This window comes from Arcticibacter tournemirensis, from assembly GCF_006716645.1.
GTDB classification, from domain to species: domain Bacteria; phylum Bacteroidota; class Bacteroidia; order Sphingobacteriales; family Sphingobacteriaceae; genus Arcticibacter; species Arcticibacter tournemirensis.
In genome coordinates this window covers 571,314-588,461 of the sequence record NZ_VFPL01000001.1, presented here as the reverse complement: position 1 = coordinate 588,461, position 17,148 = coordinate 571,314, and the positions used below count along the sequence as shown (strand labels likewise).

The 17,148-nt window shown below is 42.2% G+C and carries 18 protein-coding genes; 13 read left to right on the top strand and 5 right to left on the bottom strand.

Annotation, left to right across the window (positions count from 1 at the left end; genetic code table 11):
* Window positions 1–7 precede the first annotated feature (7 nt).
* A complete protein-coding gene (locus tag BDE36_RS02535; RefSeq protein WP_128767986.1) occupies window positions 8–364 on the top strand; it encodes a phage holin family protein in 357 nt (118 codons plus the stop codon).
* Window positions 365–820, top strand: coding sequence for a hypothetical protein (locus BDE36_RS02530; protein ID WP_141813624.1), 456 nt, complete (start codon window positions 365–367; stop codon window positions 818–820).
* A gap of 53 nt (window positions 821–873) precedes the next feature.
* On the opposite strand, the gene fcl is transcribed toward BDE36_RS02530, so the two are convergent.
* Window positions 874–1,800 carry a GDP-L-fucose synthase gene (gene fcl / locus BDE36_RS02525; protein ID WP_141813623.1) on the bottom strand — a complete coding sequence of 309 codons (927 nt, stop codon included), beginning with the start codon at window positions 1,798–1,800 and terminating at the stop codon, window positions 874–876.
* Between the two features lie 126 nt (window positions 1,801–1,926).
* Between fcl and trmB the strand changes: the two genes are divergently transcribed.
* The 8 genes from trmB to BDE36_RS02485 all read left to right on the top strand — a co-directional run bounded on the left by trmB (window position 1,927) and on the right by BDE36_RS02485 (window position 11,283).
* On the top strand, window positions 1,927–2,577 hold the full coding sequence (trmB, locus tag BDE36_RS02520) for a tRNA (guanosine(46)-N7)-methyltransferase TrmB (RefSeq protein WP_128767989.1): 651 nt from the start codon (window positions 1,927–1,929) through the stop codon (window positions 2,575–2,577).
* Window positions 2,577–2,906: an MGMT family protein gene (locus BDE36_RS02515; RefSeq protein ID WP_141813622.1), complete on the top strand. Its 330-nt coding sequence runs from the start codon at window positions 2,577–2,579 to the stop codon at window positions 2,904–2,906. The genes trmB and BDE36_RS02515 overlap by 1 nt, the downstream gene beginning before the upstream one ends.
* A gap of 159 nt (window positions 2,907–3,065) precedes the next feature.
* Entirely contained in the window at window positions 3,066–3,413 is a 348-nt protein-coding gene (locus BDE36_RS02510) for a carboxymuconolactone decarboxylase family protein (RefSeq protein WP_128767991.1), read from the top strand.
* Window positions 3,414–3,426: 13 nt separating this feature from the next.
* Window positions 3,427–3,996: a DNA-3-methyladenine glycosylase I gene (locus tag BDE36_RS02505; RefSeq protein WP_141813621.1), complete on the top strand. Its 570-nt coding sequence runs from the start codon at window positions 3,427–3,429 to the stop codon at window positions 3,994–3,996.
* 562 nt (window positions 3,997–4,558) lie between these two features.
* The gene (polA, locus tag BDE36_RS02500) at window positions 4,559–7,357 is read left to right on the top strand and encodes a DNA polymerase I (RefSeq protein ID WP_141813620.1); all 2,799 of its coding nucleotides are present in this window, start codon (window positions 4,559–4,561) and stop codon (window positions 7,355–7,357) included.
* Between the two features lie 6 nt (window positions 7,358–7,363).
* Window positions 7,364–8,476, top strand: coding sequence for a toxin-antitoxin system YwqK family antitoxin (locus BDE36_RS02495; RefSeq protein WP_141813619.1), 1,113 nt, complete (start codon window positions 7,364–7,366; stop codon window positions 8,474–8,476).
* 119 nt (window positions 8,477–8,595) lie between these two features.
* Window positions 8,596–10,011 carry a glycogen synthase gene (locus tag BDE36_RS02490; RefSeq protein ID WP_141813618.1) on the top strand — a complete coding sequence of 472 codons (1,416 nt, stop codon included), beginning with the start codon at window positions 8,596–8,598 and terminating at the stop codon, window positions 10,009–10,011.
* Window positions 10,012–10,020: 9 nt separating this feature from the next.
* Window positions 10,021–11,283 carry a glucose-1-phosphate adenylyltransferase gene (locus BDE36_RS02485; RefSeq protein ID WP_141813617.1) on the top strand — a complete coding sequence of 421 codons (1,263 nt, stop codon included), beginning with the start codon at window positions 10,021–10,023 and terminating at the stop codon, window positions 11,281–11,283.
* Between the two features lie 69 nt (window positions 11,284–11,352).
* Here the strand turns inward: BDE36_RS02485 and BDE36_RS02480 are convergent, their stop codons facing one another.
* The 4 genes from BDE36_RS02480 to BDE36_RS02465 form a co-directional block, all read right to left on the bottom strand.
* Window positions 11,353–12,042: a metal-dependent hydrolase gene (locus BDE36_RS02480; RefSeq protein ID WP_141813616.1), complete on the bottom strand. Its 690-nt coding sequence runs from the start codon at window positions 12,040–12,042 to the stop codon at window positions 11,353–11,355.
* 12 nt (window positions 12,043–12,054) lie between these two features.
* Window positions 12,055–12,360 (bottom strand): YbaB/EbfC family nucleoid-associated protein, encoded by a 306-nt coding sequence (locus BDE36_RS02475; protein ID WP_128767999.1) that lies wholly within the window; start codon window positions 12,358–12,360, stop codon window positions 12,055–12,057.
* Window positions 12,361–12,403: 43 nt separating this feature from the next.
* Window positions 12,404–12,781, bottom strand: a complete 378-nt coding sequence (locus tag BDE36_RS02470) for a response regulator (protein WP_141813615.1) — start codon at window positions 12,779–12,781, stop codon at window positions 12,404–12,406.
* Window positions 12,782–12,954: 173 nt separating this feature from the next.
* Entirely contained in the window at window positions 12,955–14,157 is a 1,203-nt protein-coding gene (locus BDE36_RS02465) for a serine hydrolase domain-containing protein (RefSeq protein WP_141813614.1), read from the bottom strand.
* Window positions 14,158–14,365: 208 nt separating this feature from the next.
* Here BDE36_RS02465 and fumC point away from each other — a divergent pair, with 208 nt between their 5' ends.
* The 3 genes from fumC to BDE36_RS02450 are packed head-to-tail and all read left to right on the top strand — an operon-like array spanning window position 14,366 to window position 17,117.
* On the top strand, window positions 14,366–15,763 hold the full coding sequence (gene fumC, locus BDE36_RS02460) for a class II fumarate hydratase (RefSeq protein ID WP_141813613.1): 1,398 nt from the start codon (window positions 14,366–14,368) through the stop codon (window positions 15,761–15,763).
* A gap of 55 nt (window positions 15,764–15,818) precedes the next feature.
* Complete coding sequence (locus BDE36_RS02455; protein ID WP_141813612.1) at window positions 15,819–16,322, top strand: fumarate hydratase; 504 nt, start codon at window positions 15,819–15,821, stop codon at window positions 16,320–16,322.
* A gap of 3 nt (window positions 16,323–16,325) precedes the next feature.
* Window positions 16,326–17,117, top strand: a complete 792-nt coding sequence (locus tag BDE36_RS02450; RefSeq protein ID WP_141813611.1) for a S1/P1 nuclease — start codon at window positions 16,326–16,328, stop codon at window positions 17,115–17,117.
* The last annotated feature ends 31 nt before the right edge of the window (window positions 17,118–17,148 follow it).

Sequence of the window (17,148 nt, the reverse complement as noted above, 5' to 3'; positions counted from 1 at the left end):
ATTGTTTATGCCTGAAACGCAAGACCAGAAACCACAGGATATTGTTTCTTTATTAAAAGAATATATAAGTACGAGGATAGAACTTATCCGTCTTACTGCTATTGAACGCCTTACAGTGGTGGTAGCGAGTTTAATAACAAACACCTTTGTTATTGTAGCAGCGCTCTTAACCTTCTTGTTCGCATCTTTAACCCTTGCCTTTTATCTCGGGGAATTGCTTGATTCGTACGCAGCAGGATTTGGAATAGTGGCGCTTATTTATCTCGCAGCAGCTTTGGCAATTGCTTTTACTAAAGAAAAGTATCTTAATAAGTATCTGGAGGATTTCATGGTGAAAATAATATTCAATAAAAAGAAGAAATAGATGGAAAAATCTTTTAGCAGCTTGGCGGAACTACAGGCAGAAATTGACCTTTTGAAAGTTCGGAATTTCCAGCAGGAAGAGGCTTTAAAAGAATCTCTTAGCAGCCCTTCTGCAATTTTCAGTTCGGTGAAAGGCTTTTTCATGTCTGGAAACAGCAAAAAATCTTTAACATCAGATCTTCTTAACCAGGATATTCTAACGAACGTAGCAAGGTTTGTAATTCCCTTATTTATGAATGGGATTGTATTCAAGAAATCTGGCTTTATTACCAAAACGCTGATCACCTTTCTTTCCCAGAAAGTTGCCAAGCAGGTGAATTCTAATGCTGTATCAGGAATATTGGATAAGGTGAAAGGGATATTTGCAAACAGAAAGAGCTCTGGAGTAAGTAATTTCGGAGTAAAAACCCGTCGCCATGTGGACTACGGTATCCCGCCTGACAGCGAAAGTTATTAACTATACAATAACAAAAGAGGGCTGTGTGATAAAACCCTCTTTTGTTATCGATATTATAGCTTGCTCAAAAAATCAGAGTACGCCATCCTAATACCATCCCCGAGCTCTACTGTGTGTTTCCATCCATACGAATGTAACTTTGACACGTCCATTAACTTTCTGGGCGTACCATCAGGCTTCGACGAGTCAAATTCAATATTACCCTCAAATCCTACGATCTCCTTAATAATTAAGGCGAGCTCTTTGATTGTAATATCCTCGCCGGTACCTATATTAATAAGATTCGGCTCGTCATAAGTCTCCATCAGTGATACACATGCCTCAGCCAGATCATCAGCAAATAAAAATTCCCTCTTAGGACTGCCGGTACCCCAGATCACAACTTTATCTTTCCCCAAAACCTTGGCCTCATGAAACCTTCTGATTAAAGCGGGAAGTACGTGAGAATTTTCAGGATGATAATTATCATTGTACCCATAGAGGTTTGTAGGCATCACCGACACGAAATTACAGCCGTATTGGTCGCGATATGCATCACACATTTTTATGCCTGCAATTTTGGCTATAGCATACGGTTCGTTGGTATGTTCAAGCGGCCCAGTAAGTAAATATTCCTCCTTTAACGGCTGCGGAGCCATCTTTGGATAAATGCAACTTGAGCCTAAAAACATCAGCTTCTTAACCCCTTGCAGATAGGAGTTATGAATGACATTATTCTGGATCATCAGGTTTTCATATAGAAAATCAGCCCGGTAGGTATTATTAGCAACAATTCCGCCCACTTTGGCAGCCGCAAGAAACACATAATCAGGCTTCTCTTCTTCAAAAAATGCCGCCACTGCTTTTTGATCTCGTAAATCAAGCTCATCCGATCGTCTCGTAATGATATTTGAATACCCTTCTTTCTGAAGCTTACGGTAAATTGCCGACCCTACCATACCACGATGTCCGGCAACATATATTTTATCTTTTTTTTCCACGGATATGTACTATTTGGCCAAATATAAAAAATCTGCAATCATCTATGCAGAATTGTTCTAATAGAGAATTGTTCTTTAAGGGGATAAAAGAATTTTATCTAAGTTTGTGGCCAATTTTGATTTTTAATGGGGAAAGATAAACTACGGCGTTTTGCAGAAATAGACACGTTCGGCAATGTTTTTCAGTTGGAAGAAGGCAAGCGTTTTAAAGGTCACTGGAGTTCCGGGCACTTTCAGAATGATAAGCCTCTTATTTTAGAACTCGCATGTGGCAAGGGTGAATATACCGTTAACCTTGCCAAACTATTTCCTGATAAAAACTTTATCGGAATCGATTATAAAGGCAACAGGATCTGGAGGGGCGCTAAAACAGCAATAGAAGAGAACATCCCAAATGTGGCTTTCCTGAGAATACAAATAGAAAACATCCTCGATTATTTTGGAGAAAATGAAGTCTCCGAAATATGGATTACGTTCCCCGATCCGCAACCGCAAATAAGTCGCGAAAAAAAGCGCCTCACTTTCCCGGGCTTCCTTGAGAAATACAGGCAGATCCTAACGGAAGAAGGAATAATACATCTTAAAACAGATAACGACGGATTTTACGCTTACACTGCCGAAAAAGTGGAAACACAGAAGTTAAGGCTGTTGCAAAAAACGGAAGATCTGTACAACTCCGATCTTGTAAACGAAGTTCTATCTATAAAAACATATTACGAAAAAAAGTATCTTGCAGTAGATAAAAACATAAATTACTTAAGCTTTAGCTTCGGGTAATGGATAAAGAGAATTTTTTTGAAAAGGTCTATGAGGTTGTAAGGTTAATTCCTCGTGGAAGGGTTACATCCTATGGCGCGATTGCAGAATATCTGGGAACCAAAGGTTCATCCCGAATGGTTGGATATGCAATGAACGGCTGTGGAACTGCCTATCCCCCAGTCCCGGCCCACCGTGTAGTAAACCGGCAGGGACTGTTAACCGGGAAACGATCTTTTGCTACTCCCCACCTGATGCAGCAACTACTGGAAAGCGAGGGAGTTGAAGTAGAAAATGATAAAGTGAAAAACTTTAAGAAACTATTCTGGCAACCCGGGGCCGAGCTTTAACGGAAGGTTCGTTTAGATAAGTTATACGTAATAAGTTTTAAGTATAACTTGTATGAAATCTCAATTTAAGAAATACGATATTTATTCAACACTACTAATATCCATATTCAAAGCCAGCAATTCATTACTTTTAACTCTCCACTTTTAACTCTTAACTCAATGGGACAACTAATTGACGATTTTAACAGTTATCGCAGCCGGATGAACGACCGGATTATGGAAACGGCAAACACCAATATAAAGCGTTTTTTTGCTCTGGATACTACATCCTATGCCGAAGGGGCGCTAGATGTTAAAACCAAAGAAATGCTCGGATTAGTTGCTTCTATGGTACTGCGGTGCGACGATTGTATTAAATACCATCTGGGGAAGTGCTACGAAGCAGGCGTTACAACAGAAGAGTTGAACGAAGTTTTTATGATCGCCAACCTCGTTGGGGGATCTATCGTTATCCCCCATTACAGAAGGGCCGTTGAGTATTGGGATGAACTTGTTGCACAATCTTAAAACATTACTACTCATGAATACTGACCTGAAAAGATGCTCCTGGTGCGGCAGTGATCCGCTTTACGTAAAATATCACGACGAAGAATGGGGAAAAGAGGTTCACGACGACAATGTGTTGTTTGAATTTTTAATCCTTGAATCAGCACAGGCGGGATTAAGCTGGATAACAATATTAAAGCGAAGGGAAAACTATCGTAAGGCATTTGCTGAATTTGATCCGGTTAAAGTAGCGGAATTCACACAGGAGGATGTTGAACGGCTCATGAACAACACCGGCATTATCCGTAACCGGATGAAGATTGAGGCCGCCATTACAAATGCACAACGCTTTCTTGAAGTACAAAAAGAATTTGGCTCCTTTGATAAATATATGTACTCCTTTATGCCAGAGGGCAAACCATTAGTTAACGACCTCGCCGACCACCGCCATGCACCCGCAAAAACCGAAATTTCGGATGCTATTTCTAAAGACATGAAGAAAAGAGGTTTCAAATTCTTTGGAAGTACTATCTGCTATGCCCATATGCAGGCGACAGGCATGGTCAACGATCACATCGCCGATTGTGCATTCAGATATAACTGATAGTAAATAATCCAGGCTTCCTGCTTATCAGGAAGCTAGATTCCCGACGACTATTAGCACTCCTTTATTTCCCAGGCTTAAAACCCCGTTTCAGCATCTCAAACGGTATTATAAACACGTGACCGGTATTATCTAAGTATCGGCCTCTCCCTGACAAGTTTCTTATTAATCCCTGACCAATCCCTGACCAAAACCGCATAATGTCAGCATCATGTTAGACTCTCATCAGCATCATGTCAGACTAAAGTCTAACGAGAGTCTGACATGATACTGAGAAGATGCTGATGAGATGCTGACAAGATCAGGGACTGGTCAGGCAATTATCAGGGACTGGTAAGACAGTTGTCAGCTCCTTGTCGCAATTTTGTGGTATAGAAGGATGAAAAGGGCTAGACGTCCGCGGCTTTTCAAAAGCGATTTCGCTGGTGTCATTCCGCAGCCACGAAGATTGATTATTTCTTGTTAACTTTGAATGATTGTATACCTGACTGCCCCGCACAATCGTTTAAAATCAGTCGATCATATAATCTGTGTAATCATATATCTCACTGTAAACGTTACAATGAAAAAACTCTTTCTCTTAGACGGCATGGCTCTTATCTACAGGGCACATTTCGCATTAAGCAAAACTCCCCGGTTCACATCGGGAGGTATAAATACTTCTGCTGTTATGGGTTTTACAAACACCCTTCTTGAGGTGCTGAAAAAAGAAAACCCTACACATATGGCGGTAGTGTTTGACACAGAGGCTCCTACCGAACGTCATACTGATTTCACAGATTATAAAGCACACAGGCAGGCGATGCCTGAAGATCTGGCGGCAGCCCTTCCCTATGTGGTTCGGCTGATCGAAGGATTTAATATCCCCGTTATTACGTCGGACGGTTACGAGGCCGATGATATTATCGGGACGCTTGCAAAGAAAGCGGAACAGGCTGGATTCACTGTGTTCTGTATGACCCCTGACAAGGACTTCGCGCAGCTTGTTTCTGAGAATATCTTTATCTATAAACCCGCGAGGATGGGAAATGATATGGAGATCTTAGGCGTACCCGAGGTGCTGTCGAAATGGGAAGTTGAACGGGTTGAACAGGTAATCGATATCCTCGGTCTGTGGGGTGATGCAGTCGACAATATTCCTGGAATTCCAGGTATTGGCGAAAAGACTGCAAAAGCGCTCATTAAACAGTACGGTTCGGTAGAAAAAATCATTGAAAACAGCCACGAGTTGAAGGGCAAATTGCGTGAAAACGTTGAACAATATGCCGAGCAGGGTATGGTTTCAAAGAAACTGGCTACAATCCTGCTGAATGCACCTGTGGAACTGGATGAAGAGGCCCTGCAGATAAATCCGCCCAGCCGGGATAAGCTTGAACCGCTGTTTATGGAGCTGGAATTCAGAACAATCGGACGGCGGGTTTTTGGGGAGGAATTTAATGTAACGAACATAAAGCAGGTGAGCTACGGGCAGCAAACAGATCTGTTTGGCCAGCCTGTAGAAAAAGTAGAGGTAAAAACGGAAACGATCATCGAACCCCTTGCACCTTCGAAAAGTATTCAGAACACACCGCACGAGTATCATCTGGTGGATACGGAGGAGAAACGGCAGGAGCTGATACGTATTCTTGAACAACAATCTTTCTTCTGCTTCGACACGGAAACGACCTGTACAGACGCAAACAATTGTGAACTGGTGGGTTTGTCGTTTTCCATTAAGCCGCATGAAGGATGGTATGTACCAATATCTCCTGATCAAAAAGAGGCTTTCGAAGTAATTACAGCCTTCAAGCCTATAATGGAAAATCCGGCTATCCGCAAGATTGGGCAGAACCTCAAATACGATATTCTTGTTTTAAACTGGTATGATATCTACGTAAAGGGAGAGCTTTTCGATACCATGCTGGCGCATTACCTTCTTGATCCAGACACAAGGCATAATATGGATCTTCTTTCGGAAAACTATCTGGGTTACACGCCTGTATCGATCACATCGCTGATAGGTGCAAAAGGCAAAAACCAGGGTAACATGCGCGACGTGGAGGTCGAAAAGGTGAAGGAGTACGCGGCAGAAGACGCCGATATTACCCTGCAGCTAAAAGATGTTTTTGAACCTCTACTCGATAAGGCCGAAGCCCGAAAACTGGCTTCTGAAATTGAGAACCCACTGATCTATGTCCTTGCAGAAATGGAACGCGAAGGCGTGCGGATTGATCAATCGGCACTGGCGGACTACTCAAAGCAGCTGGAAAAAGATATCAGGCAGCTGGAACTTACCGTTTATGAAAAAGCGGGAGTGCAGTTTAATATCGCATCACCCAAACAACTGGGCGAGGTCCTCTTTGACAAGCTTCAACTGGATCCAAAAGCGAAAAAAACAAAAACGGGGCAATACCAAACGGGCGAAGATATTTTAACGGCGCTGGCCAATAAAAGCGATATCGCAAAAGACATCCTGGATTTCCGTCAGCTTCAGAAGCTCAAGTCGACCTATGTGGATGCACTGCCACTGATGATCAATCCGAAGACGGGCAGAATACATACTTCTTACAACCAGGCCGTGGCTGCTACGGGGCGACTTAGTTCAAATAATCCTAATCTGCAGAATATCCCCATCAGGACCGAGCGGGGAAGAGAAGTAAGAAAAGCCTTCATTCCACGCGACAACGAACATGTTCTTCTTTCGGCGGATTATTCGCAGATTGAACTGCGGTTGATTGCCGAAATAAGCAAAGATGAAAACATGATGGATGCTTTTGCAAAAGGTCTGGATATCCACACCGCTACGGCCGCTAAAGTTTACGGAATCCCGCTCGAAGAGGTTGATTCGACGAAACGGCGAAACGCCAAAGCCGTAAACTTTGGTATAATTTACGGGCAGTCGGCTTTCGGCTTATCTCAAAGTCTGGGCATCCCGCGTAAAGAAGCTGCGGATATCATTGAGGAATACTTCAGGCAGTATTCGGGCATAAAGAAATACATGAACGACACCATGAACTTTGCCAGGGAAAATGGTTACGTACAAACTTTAATGGGACGGAGACGCTATTTAAGAGATATTAATTCGGCGAATGCCACAGTGCGCGGCTTCGCAGAACGAAATGCGATCAACGCTCCAATACAGGGATCGGCAGCCGACCTGATCAAGATTGCTATGATCAACATTCACCATGACTTAAAAGAACAAAAATTATCGACAAAAATGACGATGCAGGTTCATGATGAATTGGTTTTTGACGTACCTTTATCTGAAGTTGAGCTGGTGAAAACAATTGTAGAAGAGCGGATGAAAAATGCCATAAAAACTACAGTTCCGATACTGATAGAGACCGGCGTGGGAACAAACTGGCTTGAAGCCCATTAAGGGAATATGAAAATAAAAGTACTACTAACCGGCTTTATCTTCTTTGTGCTGCACAGTTATTCAGTGTCAGGCCAAACAGACCTTAAGTTATTCGAACGGACTTCAGATAGCCTGTATACGTTCTACTTTGACAGCCAGTATTATCTTGTCGACAAAGACTGCGAATTCTTTGCCATAAAAAGATTAAGTAATTACAGCATTGAACTAAAGGCATATGACGGAGCCTTCACAGATTTCGACACAGAGGGGAATACTCTTTTAACAGGCACTTATAAAGAAGGGAAAAAAGACGGTACTTTCAAAGCGTTTTACCCTACAGGATTTTTAAAGTGGCAGGCGGAATTTAAAGCAGGCTGGCCCACAAAAACTTGGTACTTCTATTACCCCGACGGAAGTCCTATGAGCATCATAGAACTCATTAACAGCCGTCCTTATATTACCAATACCTGGAACACGAGAGGAAAACCTGTTATTAAAAACAGATCCGGAAAGTTTGAGCTTCGTGACCCGCAGTTTGGTTTTAACGAGAGGGGGTATGACGCTATAGTGTATAGTGGCAAGGTTGAGAATGGCTTGCCGGAGGGTTTATGGAGAATTTCTTATGAATACCCCAAAGGAGGGAGTGAGGTCGCTGCAATTGAAAAATTTATTAACGGCAATTTGGCGGAGGGGACAATGTTTCTCGACCACTACTCAACATATACTACTTCAAAAGTGCTGTTTGCACCATCAGAACCTTATCTCAATGCAGAGCTTTTTGTGTCCAAGGGCTGTAATATCGACGAACATGATAACTATACGCTCTATTTGTCGGGCTACCTAAGTCAGAACTTTAATTCTGAATGGTTAAGCGACACTACCGATAGAACCATAGAATTCACCCTGATGGTTGATAAAAATGGAGCATCGTCGCGCATTTCTCTTATAAAAGATCTTGGGAATACTATTGCGAACAAGGCCTTTCTTCAGATATTGAACTCTGTGGACTACTGGATTCCGTCGCAAAAAGATGGAAAGATTATCAACGATGTTCTTACCGTTAGTGCAGATCTTACGACAGAATCAACCGGCAAAATCCTCTTTACAAACGCAAAAATCAAAAGACGCGACGGCACGTAAGTCTATATAGCTGATTAATAATTAAATAAAAATCGTAAAAACTGTTATCAAAATCATTATTTTCTTGTTTTCCACATATATAAATTCATAACTTTCAACAGCAAAACATACAATACATTATGGTTGTAATCCATGTAAGCGCCGAGTGTTACCCCGTAGCTAAAGTTGGCGGCTTAGGAGATGTGGTAGGTTCACTTCCTAAATATCAACAAGCAGCGGGAATAACATCGATGGTTGTAATGCCTTATTATGACCGGCAATTTGTGAGAGAAAGCCGCCTGGATGTCGTTTTTGAGTCTGAAATACTGATGGGAGGCAAAACCCTTCCTTTTCAAGTCCTCAAAGAAAGTACAGATAAGCTTGGGTATCCACTTCATCTCATCCGAATTCCGGGTTTACTTGACCGGTCAGAAATCTATTCTTACCCAGACGAAACAGAACAATTTGTAGCTTTCCAGCTTGCTTTTCTGGAGTGGCTTATACAATTTGGCGATAAGCCCGATATTGTACACTGCCATGACCATCAAACCGGATTGATACCGTTTTTGATGAACCACTCTTTCCGTTATAACCAGTTAACTCACATCCCTACTATTCTTACAATACATAATGCACAGTACCAGGGTTGGTTTGGATGGGACAAATACCATTATTTACCCGACGTAGACCCCTGGAAATGGGGAATGCTTGACTGGGAAGGCACTATTAATTCGCTGGCAGTCGGAGTAAAAAGCTGCTGGAAATATACCACTGTATCGCCAAGCTACCTTGAGGAACTTAAATATAACTCGAACGGACTTGAACAGTTGTTCATACACGAAGAAAAGAAAAGCCTGGGTGTGATTAATGGAATTGATACAGAGGTCTGGAATCCTGCCACCGACCCGATGATTCCGTGTCATTATCATTCTGACAACGTAAGCAAGGGAAAGCAGGAAAATAAAAGAGCTATATGCAAAGAATTTGGACTGACTTTAACAAAGCCATTGGTGGCATTTATCGGTCGTTTGGTAGGTGAAAAGGGAGCTGACCTGCTGCCCGAAGCCATCAGCAATACGCTCGAATCGTTAAAAGGTAAAGTCAGCATTATGGTTCTGGGGTCGGGCGAACCCGAAATAGAAGAGGCACTGGCCGGACTGCGAACAACTTTCAAAAAAGACTATAACGTTTTTATAGGGTATGACGAAGCCCTTTCACACCTCATTTACGCGGGGGCAGACTTTATCATTATGCCATCCAGGGTAGAGCCCTGCGGCTTGAACCAGCTATATGCGCTGAGATATGGAACCATACCCGTAGTACGAAGTACCGGTGGCTTAAAAGATACGGTAATAGATTACTCACAGCCTGAGGGTTACGGTATCTGCTTTGAAGAGGCCGAGTCTGAAGCTATATCGCATGCTATAACCCGGGCTACCGAATTATATTCAAACACGCCGGGCATGAGATTGTTACGTAAGAGGATGATGAGCCTGGACTTTTCGTGGCATCGTTCAGCATCTCAGTATATTGACCTTTATAATAGCCTTAAATAATTAAAATATATGATGTCGAAAGTAATCGCAGTTATTCTTGGAGGCGGGCAAGGAACCCGCTTACATCCTCTTACTGCCACTCGTTCAAAACCGGCCGTCCCTATTGCAGGGAAATACCGCCTGGTTGATATTCCTATTTCAAACTGTCTTAATTCTGGTATCGACAGAATCTTTGTACTTACTCAGTTTAATTCCGCTTCCCTGAATAAACACATTAAGAACACCTACCATTTTAATGTATTTAGCAATGGGTTCGTTGACATTCTTGCTGCAGAACAAACACCCAGTAACAGCGCCTGGTTCCAGGGAACCGCAGATGCGGTAAGACAGTCTCTCCATCATATTTCACCATTTGAATTCGATTATGTACTTATCCTCTCCGGGGATCAGCTGTACCAGATGGATTTCAATGATATGATTGAGAAACATGCGGCAAATAAGGCCGACATCACCGTAGCCACTATTCCGGTAACCGCAAAAGAAGCTTCTTCTTTCGGTATCATGAAGATTGATGAAAATAATAATATCACTTCATTTATAGAGAAACCAAAAACCGGACTGGAGGAATGGGCTTCGGAAGTTGGAGATGAAATGAAGTCGCAGGGCCGCTTATTTCAGGCATCTATGGGTATTTATGTCTTCAACAGGAGTATGATCTACGATATGCTTATGAACGATCCTCACACCGATTTTGGAAAGGAGATTATACCTGAAGCGATCACCAAGCAAAAGGTATTAAGCTATCAATATGACGGGTACTGGACTGATATAGGAACTATCTCTTCCTTTTTCGAGGCCAATATAGGTCTTACGGATAATATCCCTAAGTTCAATCTCTTTGACAAGCGTAGTATCTTCTCAAGAGCGAGAATGTTACCTCCTTCAAAGGTTCTGGGAACAACACTCGAAAAAACGGTTATTGCTGAAGGCTGCATTATAAACGCCAGCCGTGTAGAGCGATCGGTTATCGGAATCCGTACACGTATCGGAAGAGGAACAACGATTGAATGCAGCTATATTATGGGCTGTGACTATTACCAGACCCTGGAGCAGCTTGAAGAAGCAAAAGAGAGTGGCTCGCCTATTATGGGCATTGGCGAAAGATGTTATATAAAGAATGCCATCCTGGATAAAAACTGCCGGATCGGAAACGACGTTAGAATTAATGGAGGCCCTCACCTGGAGGACGGCGATTATGAGAAATATACAGTAAGAGACGGCATCGTTGTTATTAAGAAATCGGCTGTAATAACCAATGGAACGGTGATTTAGGCAATGAACAAGGGAAAGGGGACAATTGACAGGGGACAATACCCATTTTCAATTGTCAATTTTCAATTGTCAATTGTCAATTATTTCAACGCTGCTTCCGATATCAATCAAACTTAAACGGAGCCCTGCATTTTCAAACTTTGTCAGGGCTTCTTTTTTATCGATTTTAATGTATCCGAACGTATCATAGTGCATCCCTATGATATTTGTACAATTAATAAATTTCGAGGCAATAACGGCATCGTTAATTCCCATCGTAAAATTATCCCCAATCGGGAGGAAAGCAAGGTCTATAGTATAGAGCTCGCCTGTAAGCTTCATTTCCTGGGTTAGGGCGGTATCTCCTGAGTAATAAACGGTCTTCCCGTCGGATTGAATAATGAAACCTGCCGCCGTGCCGCCATAGGTTCCGTCGGGCAGTGAATTTGAATGTGCGGCAAATACCATTTTTACCTTACCGAACTCAAATGACCATTGTCCGCCGAGATTCATAGGGTGCGTATTAGATACCCCCCTGTTATTGAGCCACTCAGAAATCTCGAAAGAACACACAACAGTGGCTCCCGTGCGGCCGGCTATAGATATAAGATCGGCTGCATGATCTGAATGTCCATGTGAAACAAGTATAAAATCGGCTTGTATGTTATCTGCGTCAATGTCCTTCGCCAGTTCATTAGGCGTTATAAAAGGATCGAACAACACTTTCTTTCCCTGTAATTCCAAAAGGAAGCAGGACTGTCCATAATAGGTTATTCTCATGGCTATTGAGGTTTATTGTCCGAAGAGATTCCCTAGTCCACCCATCATATTTTGGCTAAGAGCCTGCATCTCCGATTGATGCACGTTCTCGGCTTGTTCAAGCGCCTTATTGACAGCAACAGATAACAGGTCTTCGAGCTCTTCTTTATCAGCAGCCTTCAGAAAATCTTCGTCAATATGGATAGCATTTATATGCTTGTTGCCGGTAGCTGTAACTTTTATCTTTCCACCTTCTGCTTCGCCACTCACAGTTATGGCATCAAGTCTTTTCTTGATTTCCTCTGCCTGTTGCTGTACTTGAAGTAATTTATCAAACATGACTAAAATTTTATAAGCTATAACAGCGTTATGAATTAAAAGTTCAAAGTGTTGTCCGGAGAATTTGAGGAGTAAGCGGTTTTGATATAAAACCCGAGACCATGGAGTAAGACTCAGCCCGTACTTTATCTTTCTCGTCGACAGATGAACTGACGATGTATATCTTTATGTCCTTTTGAAAAAAAGGTTTCAGCTTGTCGTACTTATCCAAAAACTCCCATCCGTCAAGTCCCGGCATATTCAAGTCAAGCAAAATCACATCAGGTAAGTCGTCGGTGTCACGATTATGTTCAAGGTACTCGATAGCCTTAGCCGCATCCAAATAACTTGAATATTCATCGTATATTGAATGTTTTACTATCATTATCTGCGCAATTCTCTGATGAATCGGATCATCGTCAATTATAAAAACCTTACTCATGTGGTTTAGACCCTATAAAAATGTAAATGCATCCCCGAAGAATACATCAAGCAATTTTAGCAACTTATACTGGTATACTATATTTTTTGAATATTATTCAGGAATACTTTATTGATTTTATAAACATACGAAAATGGCGGAAACCAAGCAATAAAAGACGAAATGATATAATCTTAATCTTCAGATGTGTCCCCATTCCCGGTATAAGCGCTTTTTTTAACAACGGGCATACCTACCATCTTGTACAGTTCATCCAGCTGCAGCAGGCTTCCATTGGTTAGATTGCAAAGTAAAACGATCGTCACGTCTGCAGTAAGGTCTCTCAGGTAAATATGTCGGAACCCATGCCACCATCCTGTGTGATAGACAACTTTATGCCCGTCGCCCTCAAAAGTACGCCAGCCATAGCCATAGTTAAAATGGCCCCTTACAAGATTGTTATGGCCTGTATAAGCTGAGTCAAGCCAGGCCTTTCCCAGCAATTTACCTTTACGCAAGCAACGGTCAAAAAGGAAGAGATCATGAACAGTACTGTAAATGCCTTTATCACCAACGGGACCGTCCAGAAAATTCTGAACGACGGAATAACGCCAGGTACGATCATGTCCTACTACATCAACTGGAATTTTGTCGTATTCAGCCTTAGAATATACGTTGGTATTTTTCATACCACAAGGCTTGAAAATATTCTCCTGCATAAACTGGGAATAAGGCATACCCGACACCTTTTCAATAATAGCCCCCAGGATCATGAAGTTCGAATTATTATAGTGAAACTTTACATTTGGCTTTGTATATACAGGTGGCTTATGCTCTGCGATAAGTTTCATCACATCAGCGTTGGTAATCCCTTTACTTTCATTCTTACGCTGCGCTTTCCAGAGCCGGTCAACGAAATACACGTAATTCATCAAGCCAGAGCGATGGGAAAGAAGCATTCTTATGGTGATGCCAGGATAGGGGAAATCTGGATAAAAAGCGTTAACTGTCTGATCCAGCTTAAGTTTTCCCTGCTCAGCAAGCATTAATATAGCAGTAGCAGTCATTGGCTTAGAGACAGACGCGAGCTCAAAGACGGAGTTAATAGTGAGACTGTCCCTGTGAAGGTAATCAGCCCAGCCAATAGCATTCTGATAGATTATCTTACCTTTCTTTGCTACAAGTACATTGCCGTTAAAACCCCTTTTTTTATGAAGCTCCTTCATGTAGGCGTCAATGCGCTTATCAGCCTTCTTACTGTCATATACGAGAAGAAGACTATCGGATTTGTCATCCTCTATAGTTCTGACTCTTTTTTTCTCCGGTTCGGACGAACAGGAATTTAATGCAACAACGGAACAAAACAAATAAAGGGCAAGAGTACAGAATCGAATCATATTAATTATAACCTGTTATATAAAGGGCGAAAATCAGAAAATATTATAAAAAGAACACCAAAAGAGTTTAAACAAAACTTTTCTTCCTGATTTTAAGGACAAAAGTTATTATTCAGGGAACTAACAAATTGTTTGATATACCGTTTTGGAAAATAACATATTAAACAATTTTTATATAAGTTTGCGGGATCAAAAAATCCTAAAAATCATGAGTTTCAGAATAGAACATGACACAATGGGCGAAGTACAGGTTCCTGCAGATAAATACTGGGGAGCCCAGACTGAGCGCTCAAGAAACAACTTTAAAATCGGGCCGGAAGCATCCATGCCCAAGGAAATAATCGACGCTTTTGCATACCTAAAAAAAGCTGCTGCGTATACAAACACAGATTGTGGAGTGTTACCGGCAGAAAAGCGCGATCTAATTGCGAAGGTGTGCGACGAGATCCTTGAAGGCAAACTGTACGGCGAGTTTCCTTTGGTAATCTGGCAAACCGGCTCGGGCACGCAGTCTAACATGAATGTTAACGAGGTGGTTGCTAACAGAGCACATGTAATCCAGGGAAATAAGCTGGGCGAAGGTAAGACGTTCATTCACCCGAATGATGACGTTAATAAATCCCAGTCGTCAAACGACACCTATCCTACTGCGATGCACATTGCAGCTTACAAAATGGTGATGGAAGTAACAATCCCAGGGGTAGAGAAATTAAGAGATACACTGAAAGCTAAGTCCGAAGCTTTTAAAGATGTTGTTAAAATTGGCCGTACTCATTTAATGGATGCTACGCCGCTTACCTTAGGTCAGGAGTTTTCAGGTTATGTTTCTCAGTTAGACCATGCCCTTAAAGCTATTAAAAACACCCTCGATCATCTTGCAGAGCTTGCGTTAGGTGGTACTGCAGTGGGCACAGGTATTAACACTCCCAAAGGATATGATGTAAAGGTGGCACAATATATTGCCGATTTTACAGGACTTCCGTTCAGAACCGCTGAGAATAAGTACGAAGCCCTTGCTTCACATGATGCAATGGTAGAGTCGCATGGAGCACTGAAGCAACTGGCTGTTGCATTAATGAAGATCGCTAACGACATCCGGATGATGGCGTCAGGACCTCGGTCAGGGATCGGCGAACTTTCTATCCCAGAAAATGAGCCAGGGTCGTCTATCATGCCAGGAAAGGTAAATCCGACTCAAAATGAGGCGATGACCATGGTGGCTACCCAGGTAATGGGTAACGACGTTGCTGTTTCCATTGGCGGTTCCAACGGTCACTATGAGTTAAATGTATTCAAACCGGTTATTGCAGCAAACTTCCTTCAGTCGGCCAGACTTCTTGGAGATGTATGTGTAGCCTTTAATGACCATTGTGCTATTGGCATTGAGCCAAATTATGACGGCATTAAGAAACACGTTGAAAATTCGTTGATGCTGGTTACTGCGCTTAATCCGCATATTGGCTATGAAAATGCAGCCAAGATTGCCAAAAAAGCACATAAAGAAAAGAAGTCGCTTCGCGAAGCTGCTTTAGAACTGGGATTACTGACAAACGAACAGTTTGATCAGTGGGTCCGTCCTGAAGACATGATCGGAGGACTAAAATAAAACATGTTCCTGTAATCCCTCTCTTCCTTAAAAGAAGAGAGGGAATTTTATTTATATGAGATTCACTTATTTTTCTTTTAGCCTGCTGCTTGCTGCTGTATTGTTTTCAGCGTCCTGTAAATTTAATCCTGACGTTCAAGGCAAGGGCTTTGCCGCCATTCAGGGCGTTTGGGAGGAAGAGCCAGGGAAGTATCGTGACAGCCTGTTACAATACACCCGCCATCAGTTTAAATTTACCTGCGACTCTTTCTACGCTACGCTTGAAACAACTGCGAAAGCAAACTATTATGACGACAGCTGCTTCAACAACGGGCATTGGAAAGAGTATGCGAAAGGGAATTATGCTGTAAGCAATGATACCCTCTATTTCAACGGCACATTCACAAAATCCAACTTCAAACAAAAGTTATCCGGATGTTACCGCATAGGGCAGTATATTCCTGTCTTTTTAATAAAACATACTTCAGCTGAAAAGATAGAACTATTAAATTTACAACAGAACATTTCAGTTGTCCTGAAACTTAAAGAGAAAATAAATTGTAATCCTCAGCCATTGTAGCATATGAAAACTTTACTTAGAAATATACTGATTGCTGGCCTGTTTATCTATACCCCGGTCCAAACCATGGCATGGGGACTTCTAGGCCATCGTATTGTAGCAGAAGTAGCCGATCAGCACCTGAATAAGAAGGCCAGGAAAGAAATTCAAAAGATACTCGGTACCGAAACGCTTGCAATGGCTGCGAACTGGATGGACTTTATTAAATCAGATCCCTCCTTTAATTACCTGAATAACTGGCACTATGTAAATCTTCCGAAGGGGCTTTCGTATGAACAGGCAAAAAATACCCTTGAAACGGATACGGGGGCAAATGCTTACACTAAGATCCGATTTGCGTCTTCTGAATTAAAAAAGAAGGATCTGACGCCTGAAATGAAGCAAATGTATCTCCGGATACTGATACACCTGGTAGGAGATATTCATCAGCCTATGCACTGCGGACTCGAAGAAGACAAAGGTGGAAACGATGTGAAGGTGAAATGGTTCAATAGACAGATGAACCTGCACAGCCTCTGGGATTCAGACTTCATAGAGTTCCAGCAACTAAGCTATACCGAATACGCAAAAGCAGTGGACCATGCCACCCAAAAGCAATTGATTACCTGGCAGAAAGACGACCTTAGCCAATGGGTATTCGGATCGTACCAGATTAGCGGAGAGCTTTACAAGGAAGCCGAGAAGAATACAAACTACAGCTACAGGTATAACTTCGACCATCTGGCTACACTTAATCAGCAACTTTTAAAAGGAGGAATCCGGTTGGCAGGATTGCTAAACGAAATATTCTCCTGAAAAATCCCGCCAATCCACTTACAACCCACAA